Here is a 16,399-nt window from a genome sequence, read left to right on the forward strand (position 1 = left end):
GCTATTTTTCGGACAAATGCAACAAAATACACAAATGCAATAAATTACACAAAACATAGCGTCGCTGACTCAGGTAGACTAAGCCTGTTCATTTATCTCTTGCCGATCGGGAACATCATGCTGCAGGAAACCCGCTTACATCGTATTCGCGCGCTGTTGACCACGTTGCATCAGGTCAGCACTGAACGCATTATCACCGAGTTAGGTGTGTCGCGGGAAACCGCTCGCCGCGACATAATTGAGCTGGAGGCGCAGGGCGTCGCCCGTCGCGTACACGGCGGGCTGGTCGCGCTGGAAGGTGCCGCCGAGCCGCCGTTGCGCGTGCGCAGCGCGGTCATGGCGCGAGAAAAGCGCGCAATTGCGCAGGCCGCCGTGCAGCGGCTGCATTCCGGGCAAACGGTGTTTCTGGATGCGGGCAGCACCACCACGCTGTTGGCAGAGGCACTGCGCACCATGAGCGGCCTGACCATTATTACCAACAGCCTGCAGGCGGCGCTGGCATTAAGTCAGGGCGAGGAGCGCGACACGCTCAGTAACGAGGTGATTTTACTGGGAGGATCGATGATGGCGGGCGCCCAGCAGACACGCGGCGACATTACCGTCGGCGAGATCCACCGCTTTCGCGCCGATGTGGCGCTGCTGTCGCCGGTGGGTATTGAGGCAAACGCCGGTGCCACCAGTTTTTATCCGCATGAAGCGGCCATTGCACGCGCCATGACTGAGCAGGCCAGCCAGCTGATTCTGCTGGCCGATCGCAGCAAGCTCGGCGTCATCAGCCGCATGCAGTATGCGGCGCCCACGGCGGTAACGCTGCTGATCACCGATAGCGCCGCGGCAAAAGAGCACGGCGCCGCGCTGGCTGCCTTAACGCAGGCGCTGCCTGAGGTCGTGTTAGCGTAAGCGTTGCGGATGCGAATACACGGTCGCGCGGCCAGGCTTGCTGAAACCGACCAGCGTCAGATTGCTGCGCTCTGCGACCTCGACCGCCAGCCGGGTAGCGGCGGAAACGGCGAATAAAATCTCCACGCCGCACATCGCCGATTTCTGTACCATCTCGTAACTGGCGCGGCTGGACACCAGCACCGCGCCCTGCGTCCAGCCTTGCTGGCTGCGGTATCCCAGCAGCTTATCCAGCGCGACATGGCGTCCCACATCTTCACAGCCGCCGACCAGTTCACCTTGCGGATCCATCCAAGCGGCGGCGTGCGTACAACCGGTGAGCTGTCCCACCGGCTGAAAGGTTTTCAGCTGGTGCAACGCCTCATCCAGCCGTGCGAGATCGAACGTCTGGGTAAACGGTAGCGGCGCGATCGGCTTGCCAATGTCATTCAGCTGTTCCACGCCGCACACGCCACAGCCGGTGCGGCCCGCCATGGCACGCCGCTGGGCTTTTAATGCCATAAAACGTCGGCTGGAAAGCTCAATCTGCACTTCGATGCCGTTACAGCCAGGCACCACGTCCATGCCGTAAATGTCGCCGGGCGCGTCGATAATCCCTTCCGACAGCGAAAAGCCGATGGCAAAGGCTTCCAAATCCTTTGGCGTCGACATCATCACCACATGAGAAATACCGTTGTAAACCAGCGCGACCGGTACTTCATCCGCCAGCCAGTCGGTCTGAGCCTCCGCCAGCGCATCGCGCTGCCAGACCTGCGTTTGCGCAACGCCGATATGCGCCGCGGCGTTATCGACGGAGAGCCTGTCATTCTGTTTCACGGGGATCCTGCCCGGCACAGCGTGCCGCCTGTCATAAGAAATTATTCGGCAAGTTTGAACCTGTTTAGCCACACGCGCAATGCGCAGCGGCGCTATCCGCAGGCTGGCAGCACGGCAGGTTTAACGCAACGACGATGCGCACTGGCGCTAATTTCAGGCAGAAGAGTCGGTTATGGGCTGCTATCATCAGGTAAGTATCCCTTGGGCAGTCGCCTGTTACCGCTGCCCTGTTGCCGCCCTTTTCTTAACAGGATAACCGATGACTATTCGCATCATCCCGCAGTCCGCGCTGGAGCGAAGCGATAAGCCAGCCCCAGAAGCCATTCCGCCGCTGCTGTTTCCACGTTTGAAGCACCTTTACAGCCGCCGCGCTGGCCGTCTGCGCCAGCTGGCGGAAAAAAATCCGCTGGGCGATTACCTGCGCTTTGCCGCGGTGATTGCGCAGGCTCAGGAGATCATCCTCTACGATCATCCGTTGCAGATGAACATGCACGCCCGGCTGGTGGAGAGCGATCGTCTGGGTAAACCGCCGCTGGATATCCGCTCCCTGCCGCGCGATGCGCACTGGCAGCGCCTGCTGCACTCGCTGATTGCGGAACTGAAGCCGGAGATGAGCGGCCAGGCGCTGGCGGTGCTGGAAAATCTCGAAAAGGCGTCGGTACCTGAGCTGGAAGCGATGGCCGACAGTCTGCTCAATCACGATTTTGCTCAGGTCAGCAGCGATAAATCGCCGTTCATCTGGGCGGCGCTGTCGGTGTACTGGGCGCAAATGGCGGCCCTGATTCCGGGTAACGCCCACGTCGAGAGCGGCGAGCAGCGCCAGTTCTGTCCGGTGTGCGCCAGCGTGCCGGTCTCCAGCGTGATCCATATGGCGGAACAGCCGGAAGGCCTGCGCTATCTGCACTGCAACCTGTGTGAAAGTGAATGGCATGTGGCGCACGCCCGCTGCAGCAACTGCGAGCAAACCCGCAATCTGCACTACTGGTCGCTGGATGCGGAACGCTCGGCGATCAAGGCGGAAAGCTGCGGCGACTGTGGCACTTACCTGAAGATGTTTTACCAGGAGAAAAACCCGGCGGTTGAGCCGGTCGCCGACGATCTCGCGTCGCTGGTGCTGGATGCGCGCATGGAGCAGGAAGGCTTTGCGCGCAGCAGCCTGAATCCTTTTCTCTTTCCAGGCGATTAGCCTGCGAACCACTGCTAGCGGGGGAACAACATGAAATTGATCGGCAGTTATACCAGCCCTTACGTGCGCAAGATTTCGGTTATCCTGCTGGAAAAGGGCATTACCTTTGAGTTTGTGAACGAATCGCCGTGGCATGAAGAGAGCAAGGTCACCGAGTACAACCCGCTGGGTAAAGTGCCGGCGCTGGTTGCCGACGGCACGACCTGGTTTGACTCGCCGATCATTGCCGCCTGGCTTGAGCATCAGAATCCGTCCCCCACGCTGCTGCCGCACGATGCGCTGACGGCATTGCAGGTGCGCCAGCTGGAAGCGCTGGCTGACGGTGTCTGCGACGCCGCGGCGGTCATCGTGCGTGAACAGATGCGTCCGCCGGAAATGCAGTCAGCGGATGTGCTGGTTCGCCAGCGGCAAAAGATTCAGTACGGGCTGGATGCACTGGAGCGCGCGGCCAACGCCGGGGACGTGCTGAACGGCAGTGAGATAAACCTGGCAGATATCGCCACCGCCTGCGCCATCGGTTTTCTTAACTTTCGTCGCGTGGCGCCGAACTGGTGCGTCGATCGCCCGGCGCTGGTGAAACTGGTGGAAAAGATGTTCCAGCGGGAAAGCTTTGCCCGCACCGTGCCGCCCGGCACCGTCTGAAAGCCATAAAAAAAGGGCGACTCACGTCGCCCTTTTTACTGCTGATGTTGCGGCAAAATTACTGCAGCAGCGAAATATCCGCTACCTGCAGGAACAGCGCGCGCAGCTTAGCCAACAGGGTAAGGCGGTTAATCCGCACCGCCGGATCGTCCGCGTTCACCATCACTTTGTCGAAGAAGTTATCCACCGCTTCACGCAGCTGGGCCAGTTCGCTTAACGCGTCCTGATAGCGCCCTTCGGCAAACAGCGGCTGCAGCTTGCTGCTCAGCGCGGTCACAAAGGTCGCCAGCTGAATCTCTTCATTCTCTTTCAGCAGGGACGCCTGCACGCTGTCGTTCAGCGTTTCAGTCGACTTCGCCAGAATATTGGAGACGCGTTTGTTGGCAGCGGCCAGCGCGGCAGCGGCATCCAGCGTGCGGAAGTGCGAGACCGCCTTCATGCGCGCATCGAAATCAGCCGGACGGGTTGGACGACGCGCCAACACCGCCTGCAGCGTGTCGACGCTGTGGCCCTCTTCCTGATACCAGCTGCGGAAACGACCGAGCATAAAGTCGATCACCTCATCCACCACCTTGCCGTTGCTCAGCTTGCTGCCGTACAGGCGCACCGCTTCTTCGGTCAGGGTTTGCAGATCCAGCGGCAGGTTTTTCTCGACGATAATGCGCAGCACGCCAAGCGCGGCACGACGCAGCGCAAACGGGTCTTTATCGCCTTTTGGATGCTGGCCAATGCCGAAGATGCCCGCCAGGGTATCCATTTTATCGGCGATCGCCAGTGCGCAGGCCACTGGATTCGACGGCAGATCGTCACCGGCAAAACGCGGCTGATACTGCTCGTTCAGCGCCACCGCCACATCTTCCGCTTCGCCGTCGTGACGCGCATAGTGCATGCCCATCACGCCCTGCGTATCGGTAAACTCGAACACCATGTTGGTCATCAGGTCGCACTTGCTGAGCAGGCCAGCACGCGTGGCGTGATTCACATCGGCGCCAATCTCACCGGCAATCCAGCCCGCCAGCGCCTGAATGCGATCGGTTTTGTCGCGCAGCGTGCCCAGTTCTTTCTGGAACAGCACGGTGGAAAGGCGCGGCAGATGATCTTCCAGACGTTTTTTGCGGTCGGAATTAAAGAAGAACTCCGCATCCGCCAGACGTGGACGCACCACTTTTTCGTTACCGGAGATAATCTGCTGCGGATCTTTCGATTCGATGTTGGTAACAAAAATGAAGTGCGGCAGCAATTTGCCGTTGGCGTCGTAGACCGGGAAATATTTCTGGTCGCCCTTCATGGTGTAGACCAGCGCCTCGGCCGGTACGGCAAGAAACTTCTCTTCGAAGGTCGCCGTTAATACCACCGGCCACTCCACCAGCGAGGTTACCTCTTCCAGCAGGCTGTCGCTGAGATCGGCGGTGCCACCAATCTGACGTGCAGCCGCTTCGGCGTCCGCTTTGATCTGCGTTTTACGCGCGTGGTAATCCGCCTGCACTTTACCGCGTTCCAGCAGCATCTGCGGATAGTGGTCAGCGTGGTCGAGCGTGAATGACGCTTCGCCCATAAAACGGTGGCCGCGAATGGTACGCGCCGAGGCAACACCCAGCACGGTCGCCTCCAGCAGCTCGTCACCCAGCAGCAGCGTCACGGTATGAACCGGACGCACAAACTGCACGTCGGAATCGCCCCAGCGCATCAGTTTAGGTACCGGCAGCTTGCTCAGCGCGGTGTTCACCATCGCTGGCAGCAGCGCCTGCGCCGCATTGCCTTTGACATGGGCACGCCACACCAGCCATTCGCCTTTGTCCGTTTTCAGGCGATCGGCCTGATCCACGGTAATGCCGCAACCGCGCGCCCAGCCTTCGGCCGCTTTAGTTGGCGCACCGCTGGCATCAAACGCAGCGGCAATCGCCGGGCCACGTTTTTCTACTTCACTGTCTGGCTGCGCGGCACTGAGCTGCGCCACTTTCAGCGCCAGACGGCGCGGCGACGCATACCAGGTCACCTCGCCGTGGGCGAGATTCGCAGCATCCAGCTCGGCGGTAAAATGCGCGGCGAACAATTCGGCCAGATTACGCAGCGCTTTTGGCGGCAGCTCTTCGGTGCCGATCTCCACCAGAAAAGTTTTATCAGTCATGGCTGCCTCTTATTTCTTGTTGTTGCACATCGGGAAGCCCAGCGCCTCGCGGGAGGCGTAATAGGCTTCAGCCACGGCTTTGGTCAGGGTACGAATACGCAGAATGTAGCGCTGGCGCTCGGTGACCGAGATCGCTTTGCGCGCGTCCAGCAGGTTAAAGCTGTGCGCGGCTTTCAGAATGCGTTCATAGGCTGGCAGCGGCAGCGGTTTTTCCAGCGCCAGCAGGGTCTGCGCTTCTTTCTCATACTGCTCGAAACAGGTGAAAAGGAAATCCACGTCGGCATATTCGAAGTTGTAGGTCGACTGCTCCACTTCGTTCTGATGGAAAACATCGCCGTAGGTGGTTTTACCCAGCGGACCGTCGCTCCAGACCAGATCGTATACGCTGTCCACGCCCTGGATATACATCGCCAGACGCTCCAGACCGTAAGTGATCTCGCCGGTAACCGGCTTGCACTCAAGGCCGCCAACCTGCTGGAAATAGGTGAACTGCGTCACTTCCATGCCGTTCAGCCACACTTCCCAGCCCAGACCCCAGGCACCCAGCGTCGGGTTCTCCCAGTTATCTTCCACGAAGCGGATATCGTGAATGGTCGGATCCAGCCCCAACGCCTGCAGTGAGCCGAGGTACAGCTCCTGAATGTTGTCTGGCGAAGGCTTGATGATCACCTGAAACTGATAATAGTGCTGCAGGCGGTTCGGGTTTTCGCCGTAGCGACCGTCGGTCGGGCGGCGTGAAGGCTGCACATAAGCGGCGGCAATCGGCTCCGGGCCAAGCGCACGCAGGCAGGTCATCGGGTGTGAGGTGCCAGCGCCCACTTCCATATCCAGTGGCTGGACGATGGTGCAGCCCTGACGTGCCCAGTAATCCTGCAAGGTCAGGATCAGGCCCTGAAAGGTCTTGGTATCAAACTTTTGCATGTTGATTAATTTCGCACGCGATTGGGGTGGATGAAAAAAGTGTGCGCCAGTATACCCTTTGACCGCCGGATATGCAGCCGGAAATCGGGCGGCACCTCCGCCGCTTTTTCTCTGGCGAAAAGGCCACAGATCTCTCTTAATCAGCCGCTCAAGGCTTGTTGTCCATCGCGTGTCTGGCTACGCTTTGCCGCACGCAAAAAGGCGAAGAGGGAGCCATGCAGCAAAAGATAAACTGGATAGACAATTTACGCGCCGTCGCCTGCATGATGGTTATCATGATCCACACCACCACCTGGTACATTACCGGCGGCAATAAAATCAGCGAACAGAGCTGGGATCTGGCCAACGTGCTTAACTCCGCCTCGCGCGTCTGCGTGCCCATTTTCTTTATGATTTCCGGTTTTCTGTTCTACGGCGAACGCAGCGCCCAGCGGCGCCATTTCCTGCGCCTGGTGCTCTGCCTGCTGTTCTACAGCGCGGTATCGCTGATTTATATCACCTGGCTGACGCCGATCAGCGAGGGCCGCTCGATCATGAAGCTGCTGGAAAAGCCGGTGTTTTATCACCTGTGGTTCTTTTTTGCGCTGATTGGCATTTATCTGCTGTCGCCCCTGATTCAGGTAAAACAGGTCAGCGCGCCTTTTTTGCTGGTGTTGGTCCTGGTGCTGGCGGTGCTGGCGAACCCCAATACGGTCAGCAAGTCGGTGGGCACCTTTCACTGGTTGCCGATGAATCTCTACGTCAGCGGCGACAGCTTCTATTACGTGCTTTATGCCCTACTCGGACGCGCGGTGGGCACCATGGAAACGCAAAAGCGTGGCGTCAGCGCGCTGGCCGGTCTCGCCTTTATCGGCTGCGTGATCGGCATTACCCTGGGCACCAAACATGAGCTGCACGTCAACGGCGCTTTCTCCGATACCTGGTATCTTTACTGCGGTCCGCTGGTGTTTATCGCCGCCATCAGCCTGATGGTGCTGTTCAAAAACTGTTTAAATCAGCGCCCGCTGCCGGTGCTGGCAACCATTTCACGCTATTCATTGCCGATTTATGGCCTGCATGCGCTGTTTATCCACTTTCTGCGCACCCGCCATCTGGATGATATGTCACGACCGCTGCTTGATATTCCGTGGATATTCGGTGTGACGCTGGGCGGCAGCCTGCTGCTGGCGATGGTCCTGGCAAAGCTCGACAAACGTCACTTTGTTAGCTGATCGTCGGCCCAGCGCTGGTGGGCGCGACGCAGCTGGCGCGAAGAGGAAAAGCCCGCCGCCTGCGCGGCACGCTCAGCGCCCTCGCCCTGTTGCAGTCGCTGACGGGCGATCGCCAGCCGCAGCTGCTCGTGATAGTCGCGCACGCTGATGCCCAAATGCAGGCGAAACAGTCGGGCAAGATGACGCTCGCTGACGTGCGCCCTTGCCGCCAGCTGCGGCAGCGTCCAGCCCGCTTCCGGCTGCTGAAGCAGCGCATCCTGCGCACGATGAATCGCCGGATGCAGATGATTACGGTAGCGCAGCCAGGGCGACAGCTGCGGATCGTCGCCTGAACGGCGAAACCACACCACCATTTCCCGCGCCACGTCCAGCGCCACCTGCGAGCCGCATCGACGATTGATCAGATGCAGTGCCAGATCGATACCCGCAGTAATACCGGCGCTGGTCCAGACGCCGCGATCTTCCACAAACACCCGATTCTCTTTCACCAGCGCGCCGGGTGCCGCCTGACGCAGCCGATCCAGCACGTCGTGATGAGTAGTGCACTGCAATCCCTCCAGCAGTCGCGCCCGGGCAGCCAGCAGCGCGCCGGAGCAGATACAGACCAGTGTGATCGCCTGGCTATGAATCTGTGGTTGCAGCCGCATCAACCAGCGGGACGTCTGTTGAGCCTGCGGCGTAGCAAACCAGCGCTGAGAATCGCTGGCGCCGGGCAGCAGCAACAGACTGCCCGCAGGCAAGGTTTCCGGCAGCGGTGCTATCTGGCTGATGGTCATGTCGGTGGAGGTGATCACGCTCTCCTGCGGCCCGATATAGCGCAGGGAAAAGTGTCCCTGCGCCAGCTGTAGCGCTTCGGCAGGCCCGGTGAGATCCAGCGTCATGACGCCGGGCAGGGTCACTATCCAGACCGGCGTGCTCATGATGATGACAACGCCTGTAAGCAGCTCTCCACCGTATGAATCGTGGCAAAACGGCCATTCAGTACGGTTTCAGTGCGGTGAAAAAGATCGGCGACGCTGAGGGTAATGCCATTATGCGTCATAGGAAACGTCAGGGTAGCTTCGGTGACAAATATCACCTGATAGCCGAGATCGGCCGCCACGCGCGCGGTGGTTTCGCAACACTGCTCGGTGCGTATGCCACACACAATCAGCTGCGTGATGTTCTGCTGTTGCAGCCAGTGTTGCAGGCCCGATTCGGTCAGCGCGTTATGCACGCGCTTATAGAAGGTGACGTCAGGCACATGGTGCAGAAACGGCATGGGCGTGACCAGGCCAGACGCAAGGTCAAAAGGACCGTCGCCGTCGGCATGCAGCACGTTGATCACCGGCACGTTGCGCGCCTCACAGCCCGCGATCAGCTGCGAGACGGCCTCTTTAAAAGCGGGAAAATGGTCTTCGCACCAGTAATCGCGGTGAAAGAATGACGACTGTACATCAATGACCAGCAGTGCGCTGTGGGACATTTTCGGACTCCATGTAAGGATTGCCTGTACCAATCATCCTCGCACTTCGCCCGTTCGTGAAGACCAAAAACGGACATCATTACGTCATGCCCGGCTGAGCCGTTATGCGCGTGCGGTCAGTGGCCGATAAGAGCCGCCCAATATCACGCCTCCAGCTCCTGCATCAACGGTGCCAGCCGCTGATAAAGCTGGGCAAATACCGCCCGCTTGCGCTGGTAATTCGCATGTTTATCGGCATCGGGCTGATGGCGCTGCTCCAGCGGTAGCGTCGGCAGCAGCGCGGCCATATTGCCCTGCGGCGTCATCGCCAGCCTTGCTAAGCGCGCAGCGCCCAGTGCCGGACCGACGTCGCCGCCGGTGCAAAAATCCAGCGTCTGACCGCTGATATCTGCCAGCATTTGCCGCCAGTATGCGCTGCGCGCGCCGCCGCCGATGAGCATGATGCTGCGCGGCGCAATGCCGCTGGCGTGCACCGCATCAATGCCCTGCGCCAGCGCGTAGCCCACGCCTTCCAGCACCGCGTTCGCCAGCTCGGCACGGCCATGCTGATGCGTCATACCAAAAAATACGCCTTTAGCCTGGGGATCGTTGTGCGGCGTGCGCTCGCCGGAAAGATAAGGCAGAAACCAGATGGGCGGCAGCGTCACCTGCGCCTGCTGTGCTTCCGCCAGCAACTGCGGCACATCAGCACAGCCGGTGAGTTTGGCCGCCCAGTCGAGACAGGATGCTGCGCTGAGCATCACCGACATCAAATGCCAGCGCTGCGGCAGCGCGTGACAAAAGCTGTGCACCGCCGAGGCGGGGTTAGCCATAAATCCCTCGCTGACCAGGAAGTAGACGCCAGATGTGCCCAGCGACAGCATGCCCTGGCCGACATTGACCATGCCGACGCCGACCGCGCCCGCCGCGTTATCGCCACCTCCGGCCACCACCTGAACGTCGCCCATTCCCCACCCGGCGGCGATGTCAGGCCGCAGCGTGCCGGTTGGCTGGTTGCCCTCAAACAGCGCGGGCATCTGCTGACGCGTTAAGCCGCAGGCGGCCAGCATGACGTCGCTCCAGTCGCGCTTTGCCATATCCAGCCACAGCGTTCCCGCCGCATCAGACATATCGCTGGCGCAGACGCCATTCATGCGCCAGCGTAGATAATCCTTAGGTAACAGCACCTTACCAATGCGGGAAAACAGCTCAGGTTCATGCTGTTGTACCCAGAGCAGCTTCGGCGCGGTAAAACCCGGCATCATCAGATTGCCGGTGATGGTGCGGGAATCGGGCACCCTTTGCTCAAGCTGCTGACACTGCACCGCGCTGCGGCCGTCGTTCCACAGAATAGCCGGACGCAGCACGTTAAATTGATGATCGAGCAAGGTGGCGCCATGCATCTGGCCGCTGAGACCGATGGCGCGCACCTGGCTGAGATCCTGCTCCGCCGCCAGCGCGCGCATCGCGCCGTCGGTGGCCTGCCACCAGCTTTCGGGATCCTGTTCACTCCATAACGGGTGTGGACGTGACACGCTCAGCGGTTGCGTCTGGCTGGCGACCAGTTCGCCGTGTTCATCCAACAGCACCACTTTCACACCTGAAGTGCCCAAATCGATCCCGATATACATAGGTAGCGGCTCCGTTATTTTACGAAAAGATAGTGATTCACCAGGTTTTCCAGCTGCTCCTGACGCCCGCTTTGTGGTTGCGGATCCAGGCGTTGCTCAGCAGCATACGCCGCCAGCGTCTCCAGCGAGTGTTCACCTTTAAGAATTTGCTGGCCCAGTTCACCGTTCCAGCCGCTGTAACGGCGCGCCACGCGACGGTCCAGCTCGCCATCCGCGATCATGTTCGCCGCCACCTTCAGCGCCAGCGCCATGGTATCCATGGCGCCAATATGGCCGTAAAACAGGTCATATTTATCGATACTCTGTCGACGGACTTTGGCATCAAAATTCAGGCCGCCGGTGGTAAAGCCGCCCGCTTTGAGGATTTCATACAGCACCAGCGCATTTTCCTCAACGCTGTTAGGGAACTGATCGGTATCCCAGCCGACCTGCGGATCGCCGCGGTTGGCATCCACCGAACCAAAAATGCCCAGCGCAATGGCACTGGCAATTTCGTGGTGAAAAGAGTGGCCCGCCAGCGTGGCGTGGTTCGCCTCGACGTTAACCTTGATCTCTTTTTCCAGCCCAAATTGCTGCAGAAAGCCGTAGACCGTCGCGACATCAAAATCATACTGGTGCTTGGTCGGTTCCTGCGGCTTGGGTTCAATCAACAAGGTGCCGTGGAAGCCCATTTTATGCTTCTGCTCTACCACCATATGCATGAAGCGGCCCAGCTGCTCACGCTCCTGGCGCAGATCGGTGTTCAGCAGCGTTTCATAGCCTTCACGACCGCCCCACAGAACATAGTTCTCTCCGCCAAGACGATGGGTGGCGTTCATCGCCGTGAACACCTGCGTCGCCGCCCAGGTAAAAATTTCCGGATCGGGATTGGTGGCGGCCCCCGCGGCATAGCGCGGATGGGTAAAGCAGTTGGCAGTGCCCCACAGCAATTTCACGCCGGTTTGCGCCTGTTTCTCCGCCAGCACGTCGGTCATCGCGGCAAAATTATTGATATAGCTTTTCAGCGAATCCCCTTCCGGCGACACGTCAACATCGTGAAAGCAGTACCAGGGCACATTCAGCTTATGGAAAAACTCGAAGGCGATATCCGCTTTGCGCTTTGCCTGTTCCAGTGCGTCACCCGGCTGCTGCCACGGACGCTGAAAAGCGCCGCTGCCAAACATGTCAGCACCGTTCCAGCAGAAGGTATGCCAGTAGCAGGCGGCAAAACGCAGATGATCTTCCATGCGTTTGCCAAGCACGAGTTCATCGGGATTGTAATGGCGGAAAGCCAGCGGATTGGTGCTTTGCGTTCCTTCATAACGGACGCGATCGAGCTGATCGAACCAGGATTGCATGTTTATCTCCTTAACCATAAAGCAGCTGAACGCTCAGCGGCAGGTGAGATTATTGTGGTGAGCGAATAAAGCGCGCTCAATTACGTTATTTAACACTGAGGTTGAGATAATTATTAATTGTGCGACAGCTCGCAAAAAATAAAGCGAGAACGGGAAAAAACGCAGCAAAACGCCTCACAGAATTGCGCAACACGGTGAGCTAAAAAAGATAAAAATCCGATCGACCTCATAAAATTTTAAATAAACCAAAAAACATAACCGCAAGACGAAAATCTGTAATTGCTGGCGGCAAACTGAACGATAACAATTCATCAGCCTGTTATCGCACTGGCTGTTTTTACCCTTACCTCAACCTGGAAGGTCATAAAAATGAAAATGAAAACGACGTTGCTCGCCCTCTGCGCCGCACTGGCGCTGGTTAGCCAGGCAGGCCTGGCCAAAGAAGTAAAAATTGGCATGGCCATCGACGATTTGCGGCTTGAGCGCTGGCAAAAAGACCGCGATATTTTTGTGAAAAAAGCAGAATCCCTTGGCGCTAAAGTATTTGTCCAGTCGGCCAACGGTAATGAAGAAACGCAGATGTCGCAGATCGAAAATATGATCAATCGCGGCGTCGATGTGCTGGTGATTATTCCCTATAACGGTCAGGTATTAAGTAACGTTATTGCTGAAGCAAAACGTGAAGGAATTAAAGTGCTGGCTTATGACCGCATGATAAATAATGCCGATATCGATTTTTATATCTCTTTTGATAATGAAAAAGTCGGCGAAATGCAGGCGCAAAGTCTGGTACAGCGCGTGCCGCAGGGTAACTATTTTTTGATGGGCGGCTCGCCGGTGGACAATAACGCCCGCCTGTTCCGCAACGGCCAGATGAAAGTGCTGAAACCGCTGATCGACAGCGGCAAAATTAAAATCGTTGGCGATCAGTGGGTCGATGCCTGGCTGCCGGAAAACGCGCTGAAAATAATGGAAAACGCCCTGACCGCCAATGGCAACAAAATTGATGCGGTGGTGGCCTCCAATGACGCGACGGCGGGCGGTGCGATTCAGGCGCTGAGTGCGCAAGGCCTGGCGGGCAAAGTCGCGATCTCCGGGCAGGATGCCGATCTGGCCGCCATCAAACGCATCAATAACGGCACGCAAACCATGACCGTCTACAAGCCGATCAGCAAGCTGGCTAACGACGCCGCAACGATCGCCGTGGAACTGGGCGACGGCAAACAGCCTAAATCCAACGCCACGCTCGATAACGGCAGCAAAAAAGTTCCCGCCTGGCTACTGGAGCCGATCGCCGTTGATAAAACCAACATCGACAGCACCGTGGTGGCTGACGGCTTCCATAAAAAGAGCGATCTCTGATGCTGCTCACCGCCGTGCAAACGGCGGCTACCTCTATCAACTGCCGGGAGACGCATGATGGCCAGGCTGCTTGAAATGAAAAATATCACCAAGCTGTTCGGCGCGGTAAAAGCGGTGGACAACGTATCGCTGAGTCTTGAACCCGGCGAAGTGATGTCGCTGTGCGGCGAAAATGGCTCGGGTAAATCGACGCTGATGAAGGTGCTGTGCGGCCTGTATCCAACAGGCAGCTATCAGGGGCATATCTTTTTCGCCGGGGAAGAGCTGCGTGCCACCACCATTCGCGATACCGAGCGCAAAGGCATTGTCATTATTCATCAGGAGCTGGCGCTGGTCAGGCAGATGACGGTGATGGAGAACATTTTTCTCGGCGGCGAATTGACCCAACGCGGCGTGCTGGATGCCGACACCATGACACTGCGCTGCCAGACGCTGTTAGAGCAGGTGCGGCTGGATGTTTCACCGGAAACGCGCGTGGGTGAACTGGGTCTGGGTCAACAGCAGCTGGTGGAAATTGCCCGCGCGCTGAACAAGCAGGTTCGCCTGCTGATTCTGGATGAGCCCACTGCCTCGCTAACCGAACAGGAGACGCGGGTGCTGCTGGATATCATTCGCAATCTGCGCAATCACGGCATCGCCTGCGTCTATATCTCTCACAAACTCAACGAGGTGAAGGAGATCTCCGACACCATCTGTGTGATTCGCGACGGTCAGCATATCGGCACCCGCCGCGCCGACGCGATGAGCGAAGATGACATCATCACCATGATGGTGGGGCGCGAGCTGACCTCACTCTATCCGGTTGAACCGCATCCAGTGGGCGAGGAAATATTGCGGGTAGAAAATCTTACCGCCTGGCATCCGGTCAACCGCACCATTAAGCGCGTGGATAACCTCTCGTTCAATCTGCGGCGCGGTGAGATTTTGGGCATTGCCGGGCTGGTCGGCGCCGGGCGCACCGAAACCGTTCAGTGTTTATTTGGCGTCTGGCCCGGCCGCTGGGAAGGTCAGGTTTACGTCAACGGCGAGGCGGTACGCATTACCGATTGCCAGCACGCCATTGCGCAGGGCATTGCCATGGTGCCGGAAGATCGAAAGAAAGATGGCATCGTGCCGGTGATGGGCGTCGGCAAAAATATTACCCTGGCGGCGCTGGGCCAGTTCAGCAGCGCGTTTTCGGTGGTCGATGAAGCGCGGGAACAGCAGGCCATTGGCGAGGCAATGGCGCGTCTGAAGGTCAAAACGGCATCACCAGAGCTGGCGATTGGTCACCTGAGCGGTGGCAATCAACAAAAGGCGGTGCTGGCAAAATGCCTGCTGCTGAATCCACGCATCCTGATCCTCGATGAACCCACCCGCGGCATCGATATCGGTGCGAAATATGAAATTTACAAGCTTATCAACCAGCTGGCCCAGCAGGGGATCGCCATTATCGTGATCTCCTCAGAACTGCCAGAAGTGCTGGGTCTCAGCGATCGCGTGCTGGTGATGCATCAGGGCCAGCTCAAGGCTGACCTGATTAATCGCGATCTGACTCAGGAGAAGATTATGGAAGCGGCCCTGCGGAGTGAACACTATGCTTAAGACCGATTCAACCCAGCCCGCGGCACCGGTCGCCGCAGGCAAAAAAGCTGGCGTACCCATTAATCTGCAGGTGGGAGTAATGATCCTGGCCATTGTGCTGATTATGGCCTTCTTTACCTGGACCACCGACGGCGCCTACCTCAGCGCGCGCAATATCTCCAACCTGCTACGCCAAACCGCCATTACCGGCATTCTGGCGGTGGGCATGGTGTTTGTGATTATCTCCGCCGAAATCGATCTCTCCGTGGGTTCAATGATGGGCCTGCTGGGCGGCGCGGCAGCTATTTTTGACGTCTGGCTCGGCTGGCCGTTGCCGCTGACCATCGTGGTCACGCTGGTGATGGGGCTGCTGCTCGGCGCGTGGAATGGCTGGTGGGTTGCCTATCGCAAGGTACCGTCGTTTATCGTCACGCTGGCTGGCATGCTCGCCTTTCGCGGCATTCTGGTCGGCATCACCAACGGCACCACCGTGGCGCCGACCAGCCCGGCGATGTCGCAAATTGGCCAAAGCTACCTGCCTGCCGGTATTGGTTTTGGCTGCGGCGTGGCGTGCCTGGCACTATTTATCGTCTGGCAATGGCGGCTGCGGCTGCGTCGGCAAAAAGTCGGGCTGGCGATGCCTGCCGCTTCCGGCACTGTGACGCGTCAGGCGTTAACGGCGGTGATTGTGCTGGGTGCAATCTGGATGCTGAATGACTACCGCGGCGTGCCAACGCCGGTGTTGATTCTTACGCTGCTGCTGCTCGGCGGCCTGTTTGTCGCTACCCGAACCGCCTTTGGCCGACGTATTTACGCCATCGGCGGCAATATCGACGCCGCGCGTCTGTCGGGCATCAACGTCGCCCGCACCAAGCTGGCGGTGTTTGCTATCAATGGCCTGATGGTGGCGATTGCTGGCCTGATTCTCAGTTCGCGGTTGGGTGCCGGTTCGCCTTCGGCCGGTAACATTGCCGAACTGGATGCCATTGCCGCCTGCGTCATCGGCGGCACCAGCCTGGCGGGCGGTATCGGCAGCGTGGCGGGCGCGGTGATGGGCGCGTTTATCATGGCATCGCTGGATAACGGCATGAGCATGATGGATGTGCCGACCTTTTGGCAGTACATCGTCAAAGGCGCGATTTTGCTGCTGGCGGTCTGGATGGACTCCGCCACCAAGCGGCGCGTGTAGGCGATCACATGGCGGATGAATTTATTTCTGGTCATCACAGCACTGTGCTATTCAGAAAGCAGAATAAAC

Annotated in this window: 14 protein-coding genes; 7 read left to right on the forward strand and 7 right to left on the reverse strand. The window is 58.5% G+C overall.

Translation table 11 applies throughout. The annotated features are described in order from the left end of the window. The first annotated feature begins 117 nt into the window (after positions 1-117). Entirely contained in the window at positions 118-900 is a 783-nt protein-coding gene (locus EM595_RS16875; RefSeq protein WP_067434823.1) for a DeoR/GlpR family DNA-binding transcription regulator, read from the forward strand. On the opposite strand, the gene fdhD is transcribed toward EM595_RS16875, so the two are convergent. Beyond that, positions 892-1,671: a formate dehydrogenase accessory sulfurtransferase FdhD gene (fdhD, locus tag EM595_RS16880; RefSeq protein ID WP_067435595.1), complete on the reverse strand. Its 780-nt coding sequence runs from the start codon at positions 1,669-1,671 to the stop codon at positions 892-894. The two genes, EM595_RS16875 and fdhD, sit on opposite strands and share 9 nt — an antisense overlap. A gap of 304 nt (positions 1,672-1,975) precedes the next feature. Between fdhD and fdhE the strand changes: the two genes are divergently transcribed. After that, positions 1,976-2,902 (forward strand): formate dehydrogenase accessory protein FdhE, encoded by a 927-nt coding sequence (gene fdhE / locus EM595_RS16885; protein WP_067434826.1) that lies wholly within the window; start codon positions 1,976-1,978, stop codon positions 2,900-2,902. A 30-nt stretch (positions 2,903-2,932) separates the two neighbouring features. Next, positions 2,933-3,544, forward strand: coding sequence for a glutathione S-transferase (locus tag EM595_RS16890; protein WP_067434829.1), 612 nt, complete (start codon positions 2,933-2,935; stop codon positions 3,542-3,544). 58 nt (positions 3,545-3,602) lie between these two features. Here the strand turns inward: EM595_RS16890 and glyS are convergent, their stop codons facing one another. Together glyS and glyQ are read right to left on the reverse strand one after the other, a co-directional pair. Further along, positions 3,603-5,672, reverse strand: a complete 2,070-nt coding sequence (gene glyS / locus EM595_RS16895) for a glycine--tRNA ligase subunit beta (RefSeq protein ID WP_067434832.1) — start codon at positions 5,670-5,672, stop codon at positions 3,603-3,605. A 9-nt stretch (positions 5,673-5,681) separates the two neighbouring features. Beyond that, positions 5,682-6,593, reverse strand: coding sequence for a glycine--tRNA ligase subunit alpha (gene glyQ / locus EM595_RS16900; RefSeq protein ID WP_067434835.1), 912 nt, complete (start codon positions 6,591-6,593; stop codon positions 5,682-5,684). 215 nt (positions 6,594-6,808) lie between these two features. Here glyQ and EM595_RS16905 point away from each other — a divergent pair, with 215 nt between their 5' ends. Beyond that, positions 6,809-7,804: an acyltransferase gene (locus EM595_RS16905; protein WP_067434837.1), complete on the forward strand. Its 996-nt coding sequence runs from the start codon at positions 6,809-6,811 to the stop codon at positions 7,802-7,804. Here the strand turns inward: EM595_RS16905 and EM595_RS16910 are convergent. The 4 genes from EM595_RS16910 to xylA all read right to left on the reverse strand — a co-directional run bounded on the left by EM595_RS16910 (position 7,789) and on the right by xylA (position 12,216). Further along, on the reverse strand, positions 7,789-8,724 hold the full coding sequence (locus tag EM595_RS16910; RefSeq protein ID WP_067434840.1) for a GlxA family transcriptional regulator: 936 nt from the start codon (positions 8,722-8,724) through the stop codon (positions 7,789-7,791). The two genes, EM595_RS16905 and EM595_RS16910, sit on opposite strands and share 16 nt — an antisense overlap. Continuing rightward, on the reverse strand, positions 8,721-9,269 hold the full coding sequence (locus EM595_RS16915; RefSeq protein ID WP_067434843.1) for an isochorismatase family protein: 549 nt from the start codon (positions 9,267-9,269) through the stop codon (positions 8,721-8,723). Before EM595_RS16915 ends, EM595_RS16910 begins: the two co-directional genes overlap by 4 nt. Positions 9,270-9,412: 143 nt before the next feature. Further along, a complete protein-coding gene (xylB, locus tag EM595_RS16920; protein ID WP_067434846.1) occupies positions 9,413-10,879 on the reverse strand; it encodes a xylulokinase in 1,467 nt (488 codons plus the stop codon). A 14-nt stretch (positions 10,880-10,893) separates the two neighbouring features. Then, positions 10,894-12,216 carry a xylose isomerase gene (gene xylA / locus EM595_RS16925; RefSeq protein ID WP_067434849.1) on the reverse strand — a complete coding sequence of 441 codons (1,323 nt, stop codon included), beginning with the start codon at positions 12,214-12,216 and terminating at the stop codon, positions 10,894-10,896. A gap of 369 nt (positions 12,217-12,585) precedes the next feature. Between xylA and xylF the strand changes: the two genes are divergently transcribed. From xylF to xylH, 3 genes are read left to right on the forward strand one after another with little or no spacing between them, the layout of a single operon-like run. Continuing rightward, positions 12,586-13,578 carry a D-xylose ABC transporter substrate-binding protein gene (xylF, locus tag EM595_RS16930; protein WP_067434852.1) on the forward strand — a complete coding sequence of 331 codons (993 nt, stop codon included), beginning with the start codon at positions 12,586-12,588 and terminating at the stop codon, positions 13,576-13,578. A gap of 57 nt (positions 13,579-13,635) precedes the next feature. Then, positions 13,636-15,162, forward strand: coding sequence for a xylose ABC transporter ATP-binding protein (locus EM595_RS16935; protein ID WP_067435598.1), 1,527 nt, complete (start codon positions 13,636-13,638; stop codon positions 15,160-15,162). Beyond that, positions 15,155-16,330, forward strand: a complete 1,176-nt coding sequence (gene xylH / locus EM595_RS16940) for a xylose ABC transporter permease XylH (RefSeq protein ID WP_067434855.1) — start codon at positions 15,155-15,157, stop codon at positions 16,328-16,330. Before EM595_RS16935 ends, xylH begins: the two co-directional genes overlap by 8 nt. Positions 16,331-16,399: the final 69 nt, after the last annotated feature.

It is taken from the genome of Duffyella gerundensis (assembly GCF_001517405.1).
GTDB lineage: Bacteria > Pseudomonadota > Gammaproteobacteria > Enterobacterales > Enterobacteriaceae > Duffyella > Duffyella gerundensis.

Coding starts and splice junctions, on each gene's coding strand:
- glyQ (WP_067434835.1), bottom strand. CDS start 6,593: ATGCAAAAGTTTGATACCAAGACCTTTCAGGGCCTGATCCTGACCTTG.
- xylH (WP_067434855.1), top strand. CDS start 15,155: ATGCTTAAGACCGATTCAACCCAGCCCGCGGCACCGGTCGCCGCAGGC.
- EM595_RS16915 (WP_067434843.1), bottom strand. CDS start 9,269: ATGTCCCACAGCGCACTGCTGGTCATTGATGTACAGTCGTCATTCTTT.
- xylB (WP_067434846.1), bottom strand. CDS start 10,879: ATGTATATCGGGATCGATTTGGGCACTTCAGGTGTGAAAGTGGTGCTG.
- xylF (WP_067434852.1), top strand. CDS start 12,586: ATGAAAATGAAAACGACGTTGCTCGCCCTCTGCGCCGCACTGGCGCTG.
- fdhE (WP_067434826.1), top strand. CDS start 1,976: ATGACTATTCGCATCATCCCGCAGTCCGCGCTGGAGCGAAGCGATAAG.
- glyS (WP_067434832.1), bottom strand. CDS start 5,672: ATGACTGATAAAACTTTTCTGGTGGAGATCGGCACCGAAGAGCTGCCG.
- EM595_RS16935 (WP_067435598.1), top strand. CDS start 13,636: ATGGCCAGGCTGCTTGAAATGAAAAATATCACCAAGCTGTTCGGCGCG.
- EM595_RS16910 (WP_067434840.1), bottom strand. CDS start 8,724: ATGAGCACGCCGGTCTGGATAGTGACCCTGCCCGGCGTCATGACGCTG.
- EM595_RS16905 (WP_067434837.1), top strand. CDS start 6,809: ATGCAGCAAAAGATAAACTGGATAGACAATTTACGCGCCGTCGCCTGC.
- EM595_RS16875 (WP_067434823.1), top strand. CDS start 118: ATGCTGCAGGAAACCCGCTTACATCGTATTCGCGCGCTGTTGACCACG.
- EM595_RS16890 (WP_067434829.1), top strand. CDS start 2,933: ATGAAATTGATCGGCAGTTATACCAGCCCTTACGTGCGCAAGATTTCG.
- xylA (WP_067434849.1), bottom strand. CDS start 12,216: ATGCAATCCTGGTTCGATCAGCTCGATCGCGTCCGTTATGAAGGAACG.